The following is a 21378-nucleotide window of genomic DNA, read 5'->3' as shown; positions in this document are numbered from 1 at the left end:
AACTATCATGACAAATTTTACGCACAAACCGAGAATTTTGTTTCTATACGGCTCTTTAAGAGAGCGTTCTTACAGCCGCTTGTTGGCGGAAGAAGCGGCGAGAATTATTGAGGATTTCGGTGCAGAGGTTAGGTTCTTTAATCCTCTAGAACTGCCGATTTATGGCAGCGTTCCCGATACGCATCCGAAGGTTCAAGAATTACGGGAATTGAGCCTGTGGTCTGAGGGTCAAGTGTGGTCTAGTCCAGAAATGCACGGCAATATTACCGGCATTATGAAAAACCAAATTGACTGGATTCCTTTAAGTATTGGGGCTGTCAGACCGACTCAAGGCCGAACTTTGGCGGTGATGCAAGTCAGCGGCGGTTCCCAGTCTTTTAATGCTGTCAATACTTTGAGAATTTTGGGCCGCTGGATGCGGATGTTTACGATTCCGAATCAGTCTTCGGTTGCTAAGGCTTATCAGGAGTTTAACGAGGATGGGACGATGAAGGATTCGCCTTATCGCGATCGCGCGATCGACGTGATGGAGGAACTGTACAAGTTTACCTTGCTGTTGCGGGAGCAAGCTGACTATTTGACCGATCGCTACAGCGAACGCAAGGAACAAGCAGCTAAAGAGGCGATCGACGTAGCAAATCGCGCCCTTGAAACATCTAACTAACAACTAACAACTAACAACCAACAACCAACTAATTCCATGAAAAAAGTAATGTTTGTTTGCAAAAGAAACTCCTGCCGATCGCAAATGGCAGAAGGATTCGCTAAAACCATCGGAGCCGGCAAGATTGGAGTCACCAGTTCCGGGTTAGAATCAAGCAGAGTTCATCCGACAGCAATTCAAGTCATGTCAGAAATCGGCATTGACATCACCGATCAAACATCAAACCCATTAAACGAATTCAATGCAGAAGACTACGACGCCGTAATTTCTCTCTGTGGTTGCGGCGTGAATTTACCCGAAGCGTGGGTATTGCGAGAAGTGTTTGAAGATTGGCAACTCGACGACCCCGACGGACAACCCATCGAAACTTTTCACCGCGTTCGAGATGAAATTAAAGCACGAGTTGAAACATTAGTTGACTCTCTAAAGTAAGATTAATAGTCCTACACGCACGGGTGGTCAGAAACCGGTTTTTTTTCCCAGAAGAGGCGTTACATCCCGCAAAAACGGCAAAAAACCCGGTTTCTTGGGTTTTGATGCGTCCAGAACTATTAGAATTAGTGCTAAATTATGAGAGGCGTTCCGGCCGAACGCCTCTACATTCGTTGCGAGCAAAGACCAAAAGGTTAGCACATGATTCAGACAGCAGTCACCCCTTTCAAAAACAAACTTCACTCAGCTTTAACTAAAAAGCAGATTACAGTTTTACAAATTAATCTCGGCAAACGCTGCAACCTCGCTTGCACTCACTGCCACGTAGAAGCTAGCCCGACACGAACCGAAGAACTTTCCCCGGAAATTTGCGACCAATTAATTGAAATCATTCGCCGCTTTCCTCAAATTCAAACTGTTGACCTCACCGGCGGTGCTCCCGAAATGCTTTACGGTTTTAAACCGCTGGCGGAAGTTGCCAGGGCGGCAGGTAAAGAGGTCATTGTTCGTTCTAATTTGACGATTTACTTTGAAAAAGGTTTTGAAGATATTCCCGAATATTGCGCGCAGCAGCAACTCAGAATTGTGGCGTCGCTTCCCTGCTACCAAGCTGACAATGTGGACAAAATGCGCGGTAACGGTGTTTTTGACAGTTCGATTCGGGCGCTGCAAAAGCTAAATCAGTTGGGATACGGGAAAAATCCAAATTTAACTCTGGATTTGGTGTACAATCCGCAAGTGCCGGCAACAGACAAGTTTTCGCTAGCACCGGAACAAGGCAAGTTAGAGCAAGATTACAAGGTTTATTTAGCCGAACATTTTGGGATTTGTTTTAATCAATTGTTCGCGATTACTAATTTGCCGGTGGGACGGACTAAGTTTCATTTGGAACATAAGAAACTTCACAAGCCTTATCTGGGGTTTTTGGAGGATAATTTTAATCCCGGTACTCTGGAACATTTAATGTGCCGTAACGAATTGTCGATCGACTATTTGGGCAATGTCTACGACTGCGATTTTAACCAAATGGAAAATCTGCCGGCGAAAACTGGCAGCGGGGAAAAGATCACTGTTGCTAAATTGCTCGAATCTGGCAGTTTAGATTTGATTCAAGAGGTGCAAACTGCTGCTTATTGTTACGGCTGTACGGCTGGTAGCGGTTCTAGCTGCGGCGGTACTTTGATTTAATTTAAGGGAAAAGTTGCGGTTTATATCATCAATGGGATGAAATACAGTAGGGACACGGCACTGCCGTGTCCCTACCCTGGAAACGACGGTGTATGCAATTTAGACTGGGGAGTTTAGGTAATGAATGATTCGCGATCACCCGATGAAAATCCGCCGCCATCAAATAGGTGGAAGCTGATTTTAGGGATTGGTTTAGCTGTGGCTTTGATTGTGGCGGCAAAGTTTTTTAACTTTCAAGGAATTCTGAAAAATGCCTTGGAGTCGATCGCGAGTCTCGGCCCTTGGGGCCCGGCAGCTTTTATTCTAATTTACATTGTCGCAACGGTTCTATTTATCCCCGGTTCTTTGCTGACTCTCGGTTCTGGCGTTTTGTTCGGAGTCGTTGGCGGTTCGGTTTGTGTTTCAATCGGCTCAGTTTTAGGCGCAACTTGCGCTTTTTTAACAGGAAGGTATTTAACTCGCGACTGGGTTTCCAAACAGATAGAGGGCAATCAAAAATTTAAGGCGATCGACTCCGCAGTTGCTTCGGAAGGATGGAAAATTGTGCTGCTGACGCGGCTTTCTCCCATTTTTCCCTTTAATTTGCTTAACTATGCTTTTGGAGTCACGCAGGTATCTTTAAAAGACTATTTTTTGGCATCTTGGATCGGCATGATTCCCGGAACAGTCATGTATGTTTATATCGGTTCCCTGGCCGGGAGTTTGGCTGCACTCGGATCTAGCGGGCGATCGCGCACTGCTGCTGAGTGGGCTCTCTACGGCATTGGTTTGCTAGCAACGATCGCCCTCACCGTTTATGCAACCCGCTTGGCAAAAAAAGCTTTAGATGAAAAAATTTCCCCTTGAACCTACAGCGCAAATTAGTAAAATTGTCAATAAGTATTTACCCTTAAGTTAGAATACATTGCTAATTTAAAAAACTCCGTGTTTTCTCTGTGTTATTTACAATTATTTTGTTATACAAACGAGATAGATATTAAAGATATCGTAAAGCAAAAACCTCAAATAGGTAAACCGAAGGTCGAAATATAAAATTGATGCCAAAATAGAATGCGAGTGCCCAACCATAAGAAAAATTGTTTGCAGTCAGGAATGCAAGTCCTACAATTTTTAATTTTAGATTTTAGATTTTAGATTGGGAATGACTGATGACCACCAGGGTTGGCAGCACCGGTCTACAGTTGCATTATTTTCTGAAACTGGTCTCACGACTTGGCTGATATTAATTCTGCCGAATGACCAATACAGTTTGATGAATTTGATTCGGAGAGAACATTTGATGATGCAAAACCCAGCAAATCAAGCCGGATCTGTGTCTGCGCCGCCGCACCAAACAAAAAATCTGCGCCGCTTTTGGCAAAACATCAGCAATTCTGCTCAATCGCGGTGGCAGCAAGCGCAGAGTCTTTGGCAACACAGACGGCAGCGCCGCCATTTGCTGACCCTGCTAATTCTTGGCACCACCGCTTTAACCATTAGCACAACTGCTTGCATCAGCTATTTTTTTGTGCGCGGACTAATCCTCGACAATTTAAAGGAAATAGCCCTATTAAAACTAGAAAAAGGCACTGACGAAATCGACCGCTGGCTTAGCAGCCGCAAAGCAGAAATAGAAACCATTGCTTACGATCCTACGGTTGGCACTCTCAATTGGAAATTAGTCGAGCCCCGGTTACAAGGAGAAATATACAGATTAAAAGAGTATTTCGTCCTGTCATTAACTCAACCCGACGGCTCATTTATTAACACTTTAGGCAACCACGCGAACAGCAAAGACCGCCAACACTTTAAAAAAGCAATGGCCGGGCAGCTCAACGTTTCCGACCCGCTGATCGGCCGCAGTACAAAAGTTTCGACGATCATCATTTCAGCTCCTATTTGGGCTTTACCTCCGGCTCCCAATCAAGTAATTGGAGTCCTATCGGGCAGCATTAAATTAGACAGAGTAACATCGGTCGCTAACAGCTTGCTGTACGGTTCCGACAGTTATGCTTTTGCGCTCAATTCACAAGGAGTGCCAATTGTTCATCCCAACAATAACTTAATCGGAAATACCGACCGCCCCGCCCCAAGCTTTTTACAGTCAAAAGACCCCGCACTCTCCACAATTGCGCGGCAGATGATCGACCGCCAGACGAACATCGAACTGGTAAAAATAGATAACAAATGGATGTATGTGGCCTATGCTCCCCTCAAGGAAGTTAACTGGTCGATGGCTTTAGTAATTCCCCGCGAAAATATTGAATCCCAACTGCAAGCATTAAATTTGCTGACATCCGTAGTCGCCGGACTGCTCGGCCCGGCAATGCTAGCAGCAATTTGGCTAATTTACTCCTCTGAAAACAATCGGGCTCAAGCGGAGCGAGAAGCCATGCTCAACCGGATTGCCGGACGCATTCGCGCTTCCCTAGAATTAGACCAAATCGTGCAAAGTACAGTCGAAGAAATAGTAAGTTTGCTGCACCTAGAACGGGCGGCTTTTGGTTGGTACAAACCACAAGAAAAAATGTTACAAATCCTGTGGGAATGTTCCCCATCTGATGGTTCGACACAACCTATAAAGTTTGATGCTTACTTTGTCGAAAATGTGTTATTGCGGAGCGGTCAAGGCGAGCCAATTATTTTTTCGAGGGACACTTTGGCTGAGGGTGCAGCTCAACAGATCGAACTTAAAGCTAATAGCTATTTAGCCGTGCCTGTCCAGACTCAAAACCAGCCGCAGGGTTATTTAATTTGCAGCCACGCTATTCATTGGCTGTGGAGCGGGGAGGAAATCCAACTGTTAAAAGCTGTGGCAGACCAATTGGCGATCGCAATTACTCAAGCTCACCTTTACAGTCAAACCCAAAACCAAGTAAAACTGCTCAATAGTGCCTTAAATGAACTGAAAAAAACTCAAACTCATTTAGTGCAGAGCGAAAAAATGTCATCCCTCGGTCAAATGGTGGCCGGGATAGCGCACGAAATCAACAACCCGGTTAACTTCATTTCGGCTAATTTGCCTCACACCAGCAAATATACAAAAGATTTATTAGAGTTGGTGAGTTTATACAAACAAACATTCCCAGAGGTGCCCGCGCAAATAGCAGAGTTTGCCGAACAAATCGAGTTAGAATTTATCGAGGAAGATTTACCGCATATGTTGGATTCTATGAAAATAGGAACCGAACGCATTCGCAGCATAGTTCTTTCTTTGCGCAACTTTTCTCGCCTCGATGAATCTGACAAAAAGCTGGCGGACATTCACGAAGGTATCGAAAATACCTTGCTGTTGCTCTCCAACCGCCTCAAAAATAGAATTTATATAGTCAAGAAATACGGGAAAGTGCCTTCAGTCGAGTGCTATCCCTCTCAGCTCAATCAGGTGTTTATGAACTTGCTGAGCAATGCGATCGATGCCTTGAACGATATCGATCGCCTGGATAAAATTATTACAATTTCCACGGGAGTAGTTCGCGAAAATGGCGGAAAATTTCTGAAAGTGGCGATCGCCGACAACGGACCCGGCATTCCCGACAGCGTTAAAGACCAAATTTATAACCCATTTTTTACTACCAAACCCGTGGGCAAAGGCACTGGTTTGGGGTTAGCAATTAGCTACAAAATTGTAGTGGACGGACACGGCGGCAGCATCGAAATTTCTAAACCTCCGGGCGGCGGCACACAGTTTTTAGTAAAAATTCCTATTAGTAACGGAAAGTAAGATTATTTTAGATTTTAGATTTTAGATTTTAGATTTTAGATTTAGGAAGGACTGATAAAATAAGAGTTGAGAGCTTGTCTACAGTTGCCTTTTTTAAACTCGTACAAGCAGGAAGTGGGAAAGGAAGCCTGCAGATTTTGTAACGTTGTAACGGAGGTAAGGGATAGAGGGAAGAGGGAAGAGGGGCTCAACAGTTTTAATTAATGCTAAATTTACGCCCGTTGGCTAAAATTAGAAGAGTTTTTGTTAAAGGAGTTTTATGGCTGTTGGCAAGGATACAATTTTCGAGCGCTTTTTGTCGCCCCTGATTCGACTGGCGATCGACGAAGAAGCACTGAAACGACTCTACGAAGGTATCGACTGGGAAACAGCGGGCGATCGCTACCGACAACCCAACTTAGTTTATCCCGAATATTACAGCAGCCAAAACTTTCACGGCATTAAAGGTGGCTACCTTAACCCCGGTGCCGCCGTTTCCTACGATCCAATTACCCAATATGTTTTGCCTCCCCACGAAACAGTCGTCAGGCAAGGCTTAATTGACGCTGTGCGGGTGAAACCGCGCCGAATCATCGATTTGGGATGCGGCACCGGTTCGACAACCCTCATGCTCAAGCAAGCCTTTCCTGAAGCGGAAGTTGTCGGCTTGGACTTGTCGCCTTATATGCTGGTAGTTGCCGAAATGAAAGCCCAAAAAGCCGGCTTAAATATCCAATGGTTGCACGGAAATGCCGAAAGCGTTGCTTTTCCTGACGCTAGCTTTGATTTAGTCGCAGCTTCCTTGCTGTTTCACGAGACGCCACCTCCTGTATCGCGGGCAATTTTGCGAGAAAGCTTCCGACTGCTGAAGGTTGGGGGACAAGTGGCAATTTTGGACGGCAATCAAAAAACTTTGCGGCAGACAGAGTGGCTGACTGATATGTTTGAAGAGCCTTATATTAAGTCTTACGCGGCTGGCAGCCTCGATGCTTGGGCGGGGGCGGCAGGATTCGCGGCGGTGCAAACTCACGAACACTGGTGGGTGAATCAGGTGACGCAGGGCGTGAAACCTTTGCCTGGGGAAGATTTGGAACAGGCAAAGGTGGCGAGGGGGTGGAATTGGGGCGATCGAACTCCTGATTTTGATGGCGATTTACCGGGCATTCCAGCTCCCGCTTGATTTATTGTTACTAATACCAATTTTAAAAAGTGTTGCTACAATCCTCAAATCTTATACCAATTATTAAAAGTCGAAGCGGACGGTAAGGACATCGCATTGGCGTGTCCCTACAGATGCTCGCGTACAATTTATGTGTCACCTTACTTTTAATAATTAGTATAAATTCTTTTTTTCTTCTTCCTTCTTCCTTCTTCCCTCTTCTTTCTTCCTGAAATCCGTTACATCCGTTACATCCGTTACATAATCCGTTGCCGAACTTCTTCCTTCTCTATTCTAATGACTCTAAAAGCAGTTTTATTTGATTTTAATGGCGTGATTGTTAATGACGAGCCAATTCACGAGAAAATAATCGATCGATTGATGCTCGATGAAAATCTCCAGCTCAAACGCGGGGAGTTTCGAGAAATTTGTTTGGGAAAGAGCGATCGCGCTTGCATTACCGGACTCCTCGAGCGCCGGGGACGATTTGTGACAGAAACATACCTCGATCGGCTGCGGCGGCGCAAGGCCCAAGCTTACAAAGCTCAAATAGATACTTTGGAGAAACTGCCGATTTATCCGGGTTTGGCAGAATTTATTGACAAAATTCGGGCCGCCGGACTGAAAATGGCCGTAGTTAGCGGGGCAATGCGATCGGATATAGAATTGGTGTTAGATCGGGCCGGTTTGGCAGCAAACTTTGAGTTAATTGTCGCAGGCGACGACTTGACGGCGAGCAAACCAGCGCCCGACGGCTATCTCTTGGCTGTGGAACTTTTCAACCAGAAATATCCCCACTTTAACCTGCAACCGATCGAGTGTTTGGCCGTTGAAAATACTTTTGCGGGGATTGAAGCGGCGAAAAAAGCCGGGATTCAGGTAGCGGGGGTGACTCACACTTACCCGTTTCACATGATCCAGCGCCAAGCTAATTGGACGGTGGACTATTTTGCGGATTTAGAGTTGGACAGAGTGGCCCAACTTTGCTCGATTGCCCCCACTGAGCCGGCTGCGCGAAACACTTGACGTTTTTAGCAGTTACGTGCTAAGGTAGGTGACGGTCTGCGAACGTGAGAGCAAGCAAGACCTGTAAGCCTTTTAGATTCGGCAATCCCGCATCTAAAATGCTAAATTAAAAGTCAATCAGGGGAATTAGCTCAGTTGGTAGAGCGCTGCGATCGCACCGCAGAGGCCAGCGGTTCGAGTCCGCTATTCTCCATATGTCAAATAACAAATTATGTGTCGTCGTTAACACATTAATGTCCTCATAATAGACAATATCTAGCTTCAAGTTTGAGAGGAGGCGGGGAGTGCGATCGCAAACTCTGCTCCACCTCCCAAAGATGAAATTATCTTTATTTTTCCCCGATGTTTTTCCACAATCTGGTAGCAAATTGCCAGGCCAATACCCGTGCCTTTTCCTGGTTCTTTAGTTGTGAAAAATGGGTCAAATAATTTACTTTGAATTGCGGGTGAAATACCAGGGCCGTTATCGCAAATTCGCACCAAAATTTGGCTACTGTCCAACTTTTTCGTCTGAATTAAAATCTGAGGATTTTTCCCTTTTTTAGAGTTACCCCATGACTCTTCTAGTGCATCTATCGCATTTACTATGATATTCATAAATACTTGATTTAGCTGCGCTGGATAACACTCTATTTCGGGCAATTGTCCATAGTTTTTGACCACTTCAATTCCCTGCTTGAGGCGACTGTTCAAAATCAATAGTGTGTTGTCAATGCCTTCATGGATATCAACTAATTTCATTTGAGCTTCATCTAAACGAGAGAAGTTTCGCAAAGACAAAACTATTTGCCGGATGCGTTCTGAACCTATTTTCATAGATTCCAGCAGTTTTAGTAAATCCTCTGTGAGAAATTCTAGTTCTATCTCTGCGATTTTTTCTGCGATCGCCTCTGTGGGTTGTGGGTATTCTTGCTGATAGAGACGAAGTAAATTCAGCAAATCTATAATATACTGGTTGGCGTATTCTAGGTTGCCGTAAATAAAGTTAATAGGGTTGTTTATTTCATGGGCTACGCCTGCCACCATCTGCCCTAAGCTGGACATTTTTTCGGTTTGAATTAACTGGGTTTGGGTGTGCTTAAGTTGGTAAAGTGCTGCTGTAAGTTCTTCTGTTCTTTCTTCGACTCGCTCTTCCAAAGTTTGGCGAGCCTGTTCTAATTCATGGGTGTATTCTGCTACCCATTCAACTAATTGATTGATGGATTTGGCTAAGGTTCCCACTTCATCTTCTGTGGTGACAGGTACTTGCAAATCAAAATTTGCTTGTTGAGTAATAGTTTTAGCTACGGTGGTTGCCGCTTGGAGAGGAAGGGCGATCGCGCGGCTGGTACAGATGGCTAGAAAAATAGCGATCGCGACTGACACTAACATACTCACTACGATGATTTGCAGTCGCAAGTCCTCAGCTTTATTAAAATTAATGTAAGCTTGTCTCTGCTGTGCCTTAGCTACTTGTGTCATCAAGCTCAAACTCTCTGACAGCCGATCGAACTTCACATCGATCCTAACTGCTTTATCCCCTCTAATTAAATCCAATACTTGCTGCTGTGCATCTTTAACTTCCTCTGGTTTTAGTGAGGAGGTATCTATTTCTTGCCAAAAAGATTTGAGCAATTGAGAATACGAATCGGTCGCAGTTGTGTAACCATTTAAAAGTTGCTTTAAGTCAGCCGAATTTACTGCTAATTCTGTTGAATGTTCTTCCGTAAAAAATGCTAGTTCTGCAATATTTTTTTTGACTACATCCACATCTTTCAAGAACTTAGCAGTTTCATATTCAAACCAGATTGAATCTCCCAAAACAGAGATTAAGCGTTTGGGATGCGACTGCACTGTCTGCACGGAATATTCTAAATCCCTGAGCAAATGTTGTTGCTCATCAGCGAAGGTTAGAGCTTGGAAAGCTTGCTTTTGGTAATAGTCTCCACAGATCATTCCCCCTGTGGTTCCTAGTATGGCTATTCCAATGGCTAGCGAGTAGCCATAAGTAATTTTTTTGGCAATGCTTAAGCGAGAAATGAAGCGGTTAATTGACCTGAAGGGAGTTTTTTTGATAGGACTTTTCAGGTCGCGATCGCCTTCAGTGACAGCGGCATTATTTTTTCGTCTATTGAGGGTAAGATTGTTGAAGCTTACAGCCCCATTTTTTCCCTGTTCAAATTTTTGCATACTGGCAACCTGAGCTAAATTTTAACAAGTGTATTTAGTAAATGCACATAAATAAAGTCTCTTATTTGTAGTAGGGGCAATATTCCCTATAGTTTATGGATTAACGGCTAAAGCCCTACTACAAACTAGGCATTAGATAAAATTTAACCTTAAAAGACATTTCCCTGACCAATAGCTTGATAAACTTCGCGAATCATGTTATAATCACTGTCGTTTGCTGGCATCATTTTAGCTCCTTTATACTTGGCATTGAATTTGCCGACCAAAAGCGCTTCAATCAGTCGATCTTGATTTTTTACCAGGCGCTCGCGCATTTTTTTAACAAGGGTATTAGGCAGATTGCTACTAGCAACAAACAAGTCACTAGGTAAGGGTTGCCCTGTGGCAATAATCCGAAAATTACTTGCCGATAAACCGTCTCTTTCGAGTGAATCTTTGTATCTATTAAAACCAATTGCTAAGGCATCAACTTGGTCATTTTTAAGAGCCTGCAAACCCTTTTTCCCCAACATTGAGATTTTGAAGTCGGATTGGGGATTTAAGCCAGCTTCGAGTAGGATTTTAGTAGGCCCTAGATGACCACCAGTTGAACCTATTTCCCACATAGCTATTGTTTTTCCTTTCAATTGTGCTGCTGATTTAATCTCGCTATTGGCAGGAACAAGAATAATTGAGTGATAGTCTGGGCGGGTGATGGCAATGATGGGAACAGCATTTGTCCGGGCCCGCACAATCACATATTCAGATGGTCCTGTTAGAGCTAATTTTAGCTGACCCGACTGGAGAGCTACGGCTGCTGCTATATAGTTATCTACTGGGAAAAATTCAATTTTTTTCTCCAAAACTTCCCCAAGAACAGTCCGAAACGTTTGATAATTTTGTTGCAAATCTTCTGCTCCCTGAATATCAGTTACGGCAAATTCAAGGGTTTCTGGTTCACTGTCGGGCAAATTGGAAAAACTGCGATTAGATTGATTTACTGTTGTCGAACAGCTTGCTACAAACAATAGGGAGAACCCAACAAAATGCCGCCTCTTCATAATTTTTAGGAGTTTTAGTGGCAGTTGAAAATTGCATAACTATTATAAGCTATTTGGAATAAGCTTTGATTAAAAGAGATTATCTATTGGTTAAAATTCTGTGCGGAAAAATCTTTAAGAAAATTTTTATCGAGCGGTGTTCGGGTTGGGAGCGTAAGGCAGCGGATATTGTAAACCTAACTCCTTAAACGCTGCCCGTGGTAACTGACATGAATCGCAAACGCCACAAGTAACTTCACCGTCGGCGTCACAAGACCAAGTTTTTTCCCAACGCACTCCCCAATTATTTCCTAATTTTTCCTAATTTAATGATTTCTGTCTTTTTTAGCTCAATCAGCGGTGTTGAGATAGAAATTGCCTCGCCTTCTCTCCCTTGTTTTGTCCCTAGCTGAAATACTTCTTTCATGGCTTGAATATAATCGGGGCGACAGTCCCGATAGCCGGAATAATCTCAAGCGTTGAGGCAAATGCAAATGCGATCGGCGTTAAGACTTTCGGCCCAGGCAAGGCAAAAATTTAGGACAATTGTATAGGAAAATTGTATGGCGAGTGAGAATGTAGGTGATGGGGATGTTTTCGGACATTCGATCGAGGGTGCGATCGCGCCAAAAAAGCGTCTGGGTGTCCTGCAACGGTTTTCAAGGCAGCGATCGCCTCAACGGAGATGGATCGATCGGGTACAATCCCGTATCACGAGCACGCCTCTAGAGCAGTTTGATTTTATAATCAACCTTCTAAGCTGTTTTTTCAAAAAACGATGCTTAATTGGTTAGACGCTGCCCTAATTTTTGCCAGCCCCGTTTTTTAAGAAGCAACACAGAATTTGTGAAAAGTTTAAATAGCGACAACGAGCGTGTTAAAGTCACTGCTGTACTTTTTGGGTAAAAAATGCTACAATGCTTATCTAGCAAGGACTTCAGATCCTCGAAATGATACGGCATTAATTTTTAAAAGCCACAAATAATTTGTTATGCGACAATCAGGGTGATTTACACAAATCCGATCGTACTCAAAGCACAGTGCGATCGCCACGCGTTTTGAGAGACTGTACTGTAAATTGTCGAAAATTGTCCTTAAACTTTAATTTACTTAATAATAAATTTTGTATCCAAAAATACAACTCTCTGATTAAGGGAGTCTTAATATCAAGTCGCTATGTGTTATTATTCTCAATCATCTGACTCATCTATTCAAGAGTAACAAGAAAAAATGACAAAGCGATTCGATCGGCGGAAATTTATTTTATACAGTTCTGCTACCCTGACATCAAGTTTATTTCTCAAAGCTTGTAGAACTCCCACTCCAACAGCAACTCCAGCCGCTTCTCCCACATCAACAGGAACTACACCAGCAGTCGCCGGGGGGGGAAACACGATCAAAGTAGGAATTTTGCATTCCTTGAGCGGCACGATGTCAATCAGCGAAAAAAGCGTTGTCGATGCCGAACAATTAGCGATAGAAGAAATCAATAAAGCTGGCGGCGTCCTCGGAAAACAAATCGAAGCAATAGTAGAAGATGGAAACTCAGACTGGCCGACTTTTGCAGAAAAAGCCAAAAAATTGATCGACCAAGATAAAGTTGTCACAGTCTTTGGCTGCTGGACTTCCGCCAGTCGCAAAGCAGTATTGCCGGTATTTGAAGAAAAAAATCATATGCTCTGGTATCCCGTACAATACGAGGGTCAAGAGTGTTCCAAGAACATCTTTTATACGGGGGCGGCGCCGAACCAACAAATCGAACCAGCAGTGGACTGGCTGCTAGAAAATAAAGGGAAAAAATTCTTCTTGGTCGGGTCTGACTACGTTTTCCCCCGCACGGCAAATACCATTATCAAGGCACAGCTAGCAGCCAAAGGCGGCGAATTAGTTGGGGAAGATTACATTCCTTTGGGCGGCACAGAAGTCACGCCAATTATTACTAAAATTAAGGCAGCTTTGCCTGACGGCGGCGTCATTTTCAATTCCCTCAACGGCGACAGCAACGTAGCATTTTTCAAACAGTTGCAGGGTGCAGGTTTGGGGCCGGACAAATATCCGTCAATGTCGGTCAGTATTGCGGAAGAAGAAGTAAAGGCGATCGGCGTAGAATATCTTAAAGGCCATTACGCCGCCTGGAATTACTTCATGACTGTGGAAACTCCCGAAAATACAAAATTTGTGGAAGCTTTCAAGGCAAAATACGGCAAAGAGAGAGTGACTAACGACCCGATGGAAGCAGCTTACATCATGGTTTACCTGTGGAAGCAAGCCGTCGAAAAAGCAGGAACAGCCGACGATTTAGAAAAAGTGCGGGCAGCAGCTTTAGGTCAAACCTTTGACGCGCCTGAGGGCAAAGTTACGATGGAAAACAACCACCACATCTCTAAATTTGTGCGCTTGGGCGAAGTGAGAGACGACGGTTTGTTTAACATCGCTTATGCTACGCCACAAGCAGTGCAGCCAGTTCCTTGGAATCAGTTTGTCGCTGAAACAAAAGGCTTTTCTTGCGATTGGTCAGACCCCGCAAAAGGCGGAAAATTCAAGAGTTCATAATTAAGTTAATTTAAAACTCTTTCCGGGTGCGCATTGCGCACCTTTCCCCTTACATAACTGTACAGGTAAAACGTCGCTCCGGGTGCTTAGGGCGCACCTTCCCCTCATACAAAAACTTGCGTCTTTATGGTGGTGGCGCAATGCGTACCTTTCCCCGATTTATTAGTTTACCTAAAACATCGCTCCGTGCGCTGATGTCGCACCTTCCCCTCATACAAAAAATCGCGTCTTTAGGGTGTGCATAGCGCACATTACTTGTTACATAATTGCACCAAATATTATAGAAAAATAGGAGGAGAAAAAGTGGCGATCGGCTTATTAGACGGTTTATTTAACGGCATTAGCATCGGCGCTGTTTTACTAATTGCAGCCCTGGGACTAGCAATTATTTTCGGGCTGATGGGCGTGATTAATATGGCTCACGGCGAGTTGATGATGCTGGGGGCTTATACAACTTTCGTGGTGCAAAATGTCTTCAAAGGTATCGGAGGATTTGCTTTTGAAACCTATATTTTATTTGCGATTCCCCTAGCTTTTTTAGTAGCTGCGTTGGTAGGATTAATTCTCGAACGCGGAGTAATTCGCTATCTTTACGGGCGGCCCCTAGAAACTCTGCTGGCAACTTGGGGCGTAAGTTTAATTTTGCAGCAGTTTGTCCGCAGCGTCAGTTGGGTGCTGGTAATTGGGATTGCGGTGTTTTGTTTGCTGTTTTTTGGCGGTTTGCGAGTGCTGAAGCAGCGATCGGATTTCGATCGCATTCGCAGCAAAATTATCGCCGTAATTTTGCCTTTATCTTTGGGTATTTCCTGGGCGGCGAGCGCGTTTTTAGGGCAAACTTACAAACTGGTAGTAACTCAACCTTGGTTTGGCGCTCAAAATGTGGACGTAACTGCACCTGCATGGTTGCGGGGCGGCATCCCGCTGGGCACTTTTCAGTTGCCCTACGCCCGAATTTTTATTATTGTCCTGACAGGAATTTGTTTGGCGGGAATTTACCTATTTTTGCAAAAGTCTGTGTGGGGATTGCGGATTAGATCCGTGACACAAAATCGCAGCATGAGTGCGTGTTTGGGAATTCCTACCGAACAAGTAGACGCGCTGACTTTTGCTTTGGGTTCGGGGCTGGCAGGTGTCGCCGGGTGCGCGATTAGTTTGATCGGTTCCGTAGGGTCAAATACCGGACAAAATTATATAGTCGATACTTTTATGGTGGTGGTTGTGGGCGGTGTCGGCAAGATTGTGGGGAGTGTAGTTGCTGCGATCGCGATCGGTACTGCAAATTACCTGATCGGTTCTGGAACCTTAGCAATAATGTTCGCTCCTATCAAGCCTTTAGCCGATTTCTTCACATTTTTCGCCACAACCAGTATGGCAAAAGTAATGGTATTCGCTTTAATTATGGCTTTTCTGCAAGTGAAGCCGGGAGGGATTTTCCCGCAAAAAGGGCGGACGGTAGAAAATTAAAAATTACAACTGCGAGTGTAGCGAAAAATGCAGAACAAACATCAAAAACCCTGGCTAAAAGAAGCGGCAATTGTCAGCGCGATCGCCTTCACATTCATATTGCTCATCCCAGGAATACTCCCCGACGTTCGTCTCAACCAACTTGGGCGATTTCTAGCTCTAGCAATTGCCGCCCTCGGCATAGACTTGATTTGGGGATACACAGGTTTGCTTAGTTTAGGGCATGGGGTGTTTTTTGCGATCGGCGGCTACGCCTTAGCCATGCACCTAAAACTGCAAATTCCCCCAACCGCCAGCAGTCAATTGCCAGAATTTATGAATCTCTACGGCGTTACCGAACTCCCCTGGTTTTGGCAACCATTTTATTCATTTCCTTTCTCAGCATTAGCAGTAGTTCTCATCCCCGCTATCTTGGGTGCACTTTTAGGTTATTTAGTATTCCGCAATCGAATTCGAGGCGTTTACTTTTCAATTCTCACCCAAGCAGCAACCATTGTATTTTTCAACTTCTTTAACGGTCAGCAAAAACTGATTAACGGCACCAACGGACTTACCGACTTTAAAACCCTGTTCGGAGCCACAGTAAATGACCGAGATACTCAATATATTTTCTACATTCTTACCATACTATTTCTAGCAGCAACTTACGCCCTCTGCAGGTGGCTGACCAGCGGGCGTTTCGGCCGCCTGCTAGTAGCAATTCGCGACGACGAAATACGCCTGCGTTTCTCAGGTTACAATCCCACAGGATACAAAGTTTTAGTCTTTGCAATTTCCGCCGGTTTAGCCGGGATTGCAGGCGCATTATTTACCGTACAAACCGGAATTATTTCGCCAAAAGCAATGGATATTGCCTTTTCAATTGAAATGGTAATCTGGGTCGCAGTGGGAGGTCGCGCCACATTATCGGGAGCAATATTGGGAGCGCTGCTAGTCAACTTTGGCAAGAGTTTCTTGAGCGAACAATTCCCCGAAGTGTGGCTATTTTTCCAAGGCGCGCTATTCCTAATAGTAGTCACAGTGCTGCCCGACGGCTTAGTCGGATGGCTGCAACATCAAGGTTTCGACCAAATCCGCAGCTTGTTCAGAAGACCCAAGTACGCATCTACTTACCCCAGCCTGGAACAAGACCCCCAAGTGCAGCGCGAAAAAGAAGAACTTGAACATTGAGTCCAAAAATATCGTGTAATTTAGAAGTAGGCTGACATAAATAAATTTCGCCAGGCAGCGAGGAACGAAGTAATCGCCATAGACTTGGGAAAAGCTGCGTTTTTCTCTGAGAATATGCAATATATATGTCCACCTACTTAGGAATGAGAATTAAATAACCTGCAATTTTAATTGTTCTTGTGGGATGGGCGTCTCGCCCGTCCCTTATAGACGGGCGAGACGCCCATCCCACAGGCTTAAGCAAATTATTTAATTCACGATCCTTAGATATCAGTAGCAAGCAGCTTAATTCTTTAACTTGAGGAAAAAAATATGGCAGATATTATTGACTACAAAATTTACGGCGACGATTTGCAACTCATCGAAATTGAACTCGACCCCAAAGAAGGGGTGAGGGCTGAAGCTGGAACCATGACATACATGGAAGGCGACATCCAAATGCAAACATCCACAGGCGGCGGCTTATTTCAAGGTTTCAAACGGATGCTGACAGGAGCGGGTTTTTTCATTACCACCTTTGTCAACGCCGGAAACCGCAAGGCCCGCGTCGCTTTTGCCGCCCCTTATCCGGGTAAAGTAATTCCCCTCGATTTAGGCCAACTTGGCGGTAAATTTTTGTGTCAAAAAGACTCATTTCTCTGTGCAGCGAATGGCATTGAAATTGAGGTAGCTTTCACCAAGCGCCTCGGTGTCGGTTTCTTTGGCGGAGAAGGTTTTATTCTGCAAAAATTGCAGGGTGACGGGCTAGCTTTTGTTCATGCGGGAGGAACAATAGTTGAGAAAAATTTGGGAGTTGGTGAAGTGTTGCGAGTAGACACCGGCTGTTTGGTAGCTTTTGCTCCCACAGTAGACTACGATATTCAGTTTGTTGGCGGGTTTAAAAATGCTTTATTTGGAGGTGAAGGCTTGTTTTTGGCAAAGATGACTGGGCCTGGAAAAGTATACGTGCAAAGTTTGCCACTCTCGAAGTTAGCTGAACGCATTTTAGCTGCCGCTCCACCTCCAATGTCGAGCAGTTCTAGCAGTTTTAGTTTAGAGTAAACTGCTAGAAAAAAGTAGAAAGTATGGTGCCACGAGAGGTGATAAAATCGCCTTAAGAAGGGAGAATATTTGCGCTTGGCACATACAAAATGTATTGGTTTATTGTCCATTAGTGAGTTAATGACTAATTATGAATGGCAAAGTATTAGAAATAGAAAACCTAACGGTTAGTTTTGATGGTTTTAAAGCTATCAACGGTTTAAATTTCAGCATGGATGCGGGCGAACTGCGAGTTATCATTGGCCCCAACGGTGCGGGGAAAACAACTTTTCTCGATTCGATTACCGGGAAGGTGCAGCCGACAGAGGGCCGGGTGTTATTTAAGGGACAAAATTTACGCAAGTTGTCGGAAGATAGGATTTCGCGCTTGGGAATTGGTCGCAAGTTTCAGACGCCGCGAGTTTACTTGAATTTAACGCCGCGCGAAAATTTGGAATTGTCTTGCAGCCGCCATAAAAATGTTTTTTCGACTTTATTCAAGCCTGCTTCGGCTGCTGAAAAACGCACGGTTTCCGGTTTGTTAGAAACAATTGGTTTAGTTGCTAAAGCTGATGTTTTGGCTGGTTTGCTTTCTCACGGGGAAAAGCAATGGTTGGAAATTGGAATGTTGGTGGCTCAATCTCCTGATTTGTTGTTGGTAGATGAACCTGTGGCTGGTTTGACGGATGAGGAAACGATGTTAACTGGAGAGTTGCTGATTTCGCTGGCGGAAAGTCATTCGGTGTTGGTAATTGAACACGATATGGAGTTTGTGCGGCAGATTGCACGGCAGGTGACGGTGTTGCATCAGGGTGCGGTTTTGTGCGAGGGGACTATGGATGAGGTGCAAAATGACGATCGGGTAATTGAGGTATATTTGGGAAAACCGGAAGAGTAAGAGGAAGGAAGAAGGAAGAAGGAAGACGGAAGACGGAAGACGGAAGACGGAAGAAGGAAGAAGTTATTTGTTAGTTGCTACCAATTTCTAGACCCAATTACCAATTAAAAACTATGCTGCAAGTCTCTAATTTGAATGTTTATTACGGCGAAAGTCACATTTTGCGCGATGTCGATTTAAGCGTAAATGCGGGGCAAATGGTTTGCTTGATCGGCCGCAATGGTGTGGGGAAAACTACTATGCTAAAAACGATTATGGGGTTGCTGCAACCGCGCAGCGGCACTATTGCTTTTGGCGGAGAATCTATTGCTTCAAAGTTGACTCACCAGCGGGCTAGATTGGGAATTGGTTACGTACCTCAAGGGCGCGAAATTATTCCCCGTTTGACGGTGAAGGAAAATCTATTGTTAGGTTTGGAAGCGAAACCAACCAAAATCAAAAATCCTGAAGTTCCTGATGAAATTTTTGATTTATTTCCGGTTTTGAAAACTATGCTCGATCGCCTGGGAGGTGATTTGAGCGGGGGACAGCAGCAGCAGTTAGCTATTGCTAGGGCTTTGATGGGTGAGCCGCAGTTGCTGGTTTTGGATGAACCTACGGAAGGAATTCAACCGTCGATTATTTTAGATATTGAAGCTGCTGTGCGCCGCGTAGTTGCTACTAGGGGAATTTCTGTTTTGTTGGTGGAGCAACATTTGCATTTTGTGCGGCAAGCTGACTGGTATTATGCTATGCAAAAAGGGGGAATTGTGGCTTCTGGAAGCACTAGCGATTTAAGTGATGAGGTGATTCAGAGGTTTTTGGCTGTTTGATTCAGAGGGAAGTTTGGCAACGGATTCGCTCGACGGATGTAACGGATGTAACGGATGTAACGGAGGGAAGGAAGAAGGAAGAGGGAAGAAGGAAGAGGGAAGAGGGAAGCAGGAAACGAGGCAACGAGGCAACGAGGCAGAGCCTCTAGATATTTATTCCCAGGCAGAGCCTGGGAACAAGGAATCAAAAAACTTGTATTCAGTCCCCGTAGGCGGACAAAAGTTTGACAATAAGCGATTTCAATCGCACAGGAAACGAGGCCTTTTCCTTCTTCCTTCTTCCTTCTTCCTTCTGCTATATTATTGATTTTTCCGGCCGTCGGGCATTGTGGTGCCGGCCATACTTGCTCGATCGATACTAGCGCCATCTATATTAGCATTGCGGAGGTTGGCATCGGAAAGATTGGCATCTCTCAAGTCGGAAAATCGCAGGTCTGCACTGTCTAAATTTGTCTTTGTCAAGTTAGCTTTTCTGAGGTTAGCGTTGCTGATTCTCGCTCCTACTAATTCGGCTCCGCTTAAGTTTGTGCGAGCTAGATTGGTGTTGACAAAATCTGATATCTCGAAGCGACTACCGCTGAGGTTGGCATCTGATAAATCTGCTCCTGTAAGGATGGGATTTTTTAAGTTAATGTTAACTAATTTTACGGCTCGGAGGTCGCAGCGGGAGCAGCTTTGAGTTAGCAGCAGCGTTTCGACGTTGGCGTTGATTAGGTCGATTTGTTGCTGGGAGAAATTTTCGGCAAATTCTGGGGAGACGTAGCCGAGGTTTTTGGGGTCGGCTGCTTTTGGTTGGGGTGTTTGGATTGGTTGGGGTGTTGGGATTGGTTGGGGTGTTGGGATTGGTTGGGGTGTTTGTGGTTGGGGTGTTGGGATTGGTTGGGGTGTTGGGATTGGTTGGGGTGTTGGGATTGGTTGGGGTGTTTCTATTTGCCCGATCGCACTTAGTTTTAGCCCCACTTTCGGCAGTTCGAGAGTTGCTGCAAAAATTAGTAGGGCGATCGACATTATTGTGAGTTTTTTCATAAATAACTTTTTGTTTGCGAAAATACCATTTATATTGTATGGTACCTGGAAAAGTGAACACCCTACATTTCGCTAAATAGATCCAAATTCAGATAAAAGACTTCGGAACCGTCAGGTGCGCGAATTAACTTTTCTATTACCGGAGGCAGTTGCTGTTGACGGTACAATTCGGGAATTTCGCAGAAGCTTTCTTCGGAAATTTCTAAAACTTTGGGCATATTAGGAATGGGAATTCCCAACCGATCGCTCTTATTTAAGCTGCAAATAATCAGGTATTTGCAGTCACCAATGCTCCGACTGCTGGGAAATATTTTGGATAAATTAATCAAGGTAATCAGTTTTTCTTGGTGTCGCACTAAACTTTGACCGTTATTTAAAAAACCGTAGGCATCAAAGTCTTTAATAACGCACTGTACCCTTTCAATAGGAACTGCATAGTAAATGTTCCCCAGCTCAAAGGAAACAAGTTTTCGAGGAGGCGTTCTGGGAGAGCCTTGTTTCTTGCTGCGAAAGCGGCGATTGTAATTGGCGTGAGTCATTCTATTTTAGATTTTAGATTTTAGATTTTAGATTGTAGATTTTAGATTTTAGATTGAAGATTGTAGATTGTAGATTTTAGATTTTAGATTTTAGATTTTAGATTTTAGATTTTAGATTTTAGATTTTAGATTGTAGATTGTAGATTTTAGATTTTAGATTTTAGATTTTAGATTTTAGATTTTAGGTTGTAGATTGTAGATTTTAGATTTTAGATTGTAGATTTTAAATTTTAGATTGTAGATTTTAGATTTTAGGTTGTAGATTGTAGATTGTAGATTGTAGATTTTAGATTTTAGATTTTAGATTTTAGATTTTAGATTGTAGATTGTAGATTTTAGATTTTAGATTGTAGATTTTAGATTGTAGATTTTAGATTTTAGATTGTAGATTTTAGATTGTAGATTTTAGATTTTAGATTTTAGATTGTAGATTGTAGGTTGTAGATTGTAGATTGTAGATTGTAGATTGTAGATTGTAGATTTTAGATTTTAGATTTTAGATTGTAGATTGTAGATTGTAGATTTTAGATTTTAGATTGTAGATTTTAGATTTTAGA

Annotated in this window: 19 protein-coding genes, 1 tRNA gene and 1 pseudogene; 16 read left to right on the top strand and 5 right to left on the bottom strand. The window is 43.9% G+C overall.

All coding sequences use genetic code 11. The annotated features are described in order from the left end of the window. The first annotated feature begins 7 nt into the window (after positions 1 to 7). The 8 genes from arsH (at position 8) to QUA99_RS04410 (ending at position 8344) form a co-directional block, all read left to right on the top strand. Positions 8 to 664: an arsenical resistance protein ArsH gene (gene arsH / locus QUA99_RS04445; protein ID WP_333235435.1), complete on the top strand. Its 657-nt coding sequence runs from the start codon at positions 8 to 10 to the stop codon at positions 662 to 664. A gap of 36 nt (positions 665 to 700) precedes the next feature. Next, a complete protein-coding gene (gene arsC / locus QUA99_RS04440) occupies positions 701 to 1096 on the top strand; it encodes an arsenate reductase, glutathione/glutaredoxin type (RefSeq protein ID WP_190732266.1) in 396 nt (131 codons plus the stop codon). A gap of 201 nt (positions 1097 to 1297) precedes the next feature. Continuing rightward, complete coding sequence (gene arsS, locus QUA99_RS04435; RefSeq protein WP_333235433.1) at positions 1298 to 2284, top strand: arsenosugar biosynthesis radical SAM (seleno)protein ArsS; 987 nt, start codon at positions 1298 to 1300, stop codon at positions 2282 to 2284. Positions 2285 to 2404: 120 nt separating this feature from the next. Beyond that, a complete protein-coding gene (locus tag QUA99_RS04430) occupies positions 2405 to 3130 on the top strand; it encodes a TVP38/TMEM64 family protein (protein ID WP_333235432.1) in 726 nt (241 codons plus the stop codon). Between the two features lie 295 nt (positions 3131 to 3425). Continuing rightward, positions 3426 to 5987 (top strand): ATP-binding protein, encoded by a 2562-nt coding sequence (locus tag QUA99_RS04425; RefSeq protein WP_333235430.1) that lies wholly within the window; start codon positions 3426 to 3428, stop codon positions 5985 to 5987. A 259-nt stretch (positions 5988 to 6246) separates the two neighbouring features. Further along, positions 6247 to 7146 carry a methyltransferase domain-containing protein gene (locus QUA99_RS04420; RefSeq protein WP_333235427.1) on the top strand — a complete coding sequence of 300 codons (900 nt, stop codon included), beginning with the start codon at positions 6247 to 6249 and terminating at the stop codon, positions 7144 to 7146. Positions 7147 to 7422: 276 nt separating this feature from the next. Further along, complete coding sequence (locus QUA99_RS04415; RefSeq protein WP_333235425.1) at positions 7423 to 8151, top strand: HAD family phosphatase; 729 nt, start codon at positions 7423 to 7425, stop codon at positions 8149 to 8151. Between the two features lie 120 nt (positions 8152 to 8271). Next, positions 8272 to 8344, top strand: a tRNA-Ala gene (locus tag QUA99_RS04410). Between the two features lie 68 nt (positions 8345 to 8412). Here the strand turns inward: QUA99_RS04410 and QUA99_RS04405 are convergent. From QUA99_RS04405 to QUA99_RS04395, 3 genes and pseudogenes are all read right to left on the bottom strand, one after another. After that, the gene (locus QUA99_RS04405; RefSeq protein ID WP_333235423.1) at positions 8413 to 10320 is read right to left on the bottom strand and encodes an ATP-binding protein; all 1908 of its coding nucleotides are present in this window, start codon (positions 10318 to 10320) and stop codon (positions 8413 to 8415) included. Between the two features lie 149 nt (positions 10321 to 10469). Beyond that, positions 10470 to 11360, bottom strand: coding sequence for a phosphate/phosphite/phosphonate ABC transporter substrate-binding protein (gene phnD / locus QUA99_RS04400; protein WP_333235420.1), 891 nt, complete (start codon positions 11358 to 11360; stop codon positions 10470 to 10472). Between the two features lie 126 nt (positions 11361 to 11486). Next, positions 11487 to 11962, bottom strand: a pseudogene (locus tag QUA99_RS04395) (7-cyano-7-deazaguanine synthase); the annotation flags it as partial. On the opposite strand from QUA99_RS04395, the gene QUA99_RS04390 reads away from it, so the two are divergent. From QUA99_RS04390 to QUA99_RS04355, 8 genes are all read left to right on the top strand, one after another. Beyond that, entirely contained in the window at positions 11931 to 12068 is a 138-nt protein-coding gene (locus QUA99_RS04390) for a hypothetical protein (protein WP_333235482.1), read from the top strand. The pseudogene QUA99_RS04395 and the gene QUA99_RS04390 overlap by 32 nt on opposite strands. A gap of 501 nt (positions 12069 to 12569) precedes the next feature. Further along, positions 12570 to 13892: an urea ABC transporter substrate-binding protein gene (gene urtA, locus QUA99_RS04385; RefSeq protein WP_333235419.1), complete on the top strand. Its 1323-nt coding sequence runs from the start codon at positions 12570 to 12572 to the stop codon at positions 13890 to 13892. Positions 13893 to 14201: 309 nt separating this feature from the next. Beyond that, positions 14202 to 15356, top strand: a complete 1155-nt coding sequence (locus tag QUA99_RS04380; RefSeq protein ID WP_333235478.1) for an ABC transporter permease subunit — start codon at positions 14202 to 14204, stop codon at positions 15354 to 15356. 27 nt (positions 15357 to 15383) lie between these two features. Further along, positions 15384 to 16526, top strand: coding sequence for an urea ABC transporter permease subunit UrtC (urtC, locus tag QUA99_RS04375; RefSeq protein WP_333235417.1), 1143 nt, complete (start codon positions 15384 to 15386; stop codon positions 16524 to 16526). Positions 16527 to 16838: 312 nt separating this feature from the next. Beyond that, complete coding sequence (locus QUA99_RS04370) at positions 16839 to 17567, top strand: TIGR00266 family protein (protein ID WP_333235416.1); 729 nt, start codon at positions 16839 to 16841, stop codon at positions 17565 to 17567. Positions 17568 to 17697: 130 nt separating this feature from the next. Next, a complete protein-coding gene (urtD, locus tag QUA99_RS04365; RefSeq protein ID WP_333235415.1) occupies positions 17698 to 18444 on the top strand; it encodes an urea ABC transporter ATP-binding protein UrtD in 747 nt (248 codons plus the stop codon). 113 nt (positions 18445 to 18557) lie between these two features. After that, the gene (gene urtE, locus QUA99_RS04360; RefSeq protein ID WP_333235414.1) at positions 18558 to 19256 is read left to right on the top strand and encodes an urea ABC transporter ATP-binding subunit UrtE; all 699 of its coding nucleotides are present in this window, start codon (positions 18558 to 18560) and stop codon (positions 19254 to 19256) included. Beyond that, entirely contained in the window at positions 19253 to 19405 is a 153-nt protein-coding gene (locus tag QUA99_RS04355) for a hypothetical protein (protein WP_333235413.1), read from the top strand. Before urtE ends, QUA99_RS04355 begins: the two co-directional genes overlap by 4 nt. A gap of 151 nt (positions 19406 to 19556) precedes the next feature. Here QUA99_RS04355 and QUA99_RS04350 read toward each other — a convergent pair whose 3' ends face one another. Together QUA99_RS04350 and QUA99_RS04345 are read right to left on the bottom strand one after the other, a co-directional pair. Continuing rightward, the gene (locus QUA99_RS04350) at positions 19557 to 20282 is read right to left on the bottom strand and encodes a pentapeptide repeat-containing protein (protein WP_333235411.1); all 726 of its coding nucleotides are present in this window, start codon (positions 20280 to 20282) and stop codon (positions 19557 to 19559) included. Positions 20283 to 20344: 62 nt separating this feature from the next. After that, complete coding sequence (locus QUA99_RS04345; RefSeq protein ID WP_333235410.1) at positions 20345 to 20821, bottom strand: chemotaxis protein CheW; 477 nt, start codon at positions 20819 to 20821, stop codon at positions 20345 to 20347. Positions 20822 to 21378: the final 557 nt, after the last annotated feature.

Source organism: Microcoleus sp. F10-B2, from assembly GCF_036704965.1.
Classification (GTDB): Bacteria; Cyanobacteriota; Cyanobacteriia; order Cyanobacteriales; family Microcoleaceae; genus Microcoleus.
This window is presented reverse-complemented; position numbering and strand designations above follow the sequence as displayed.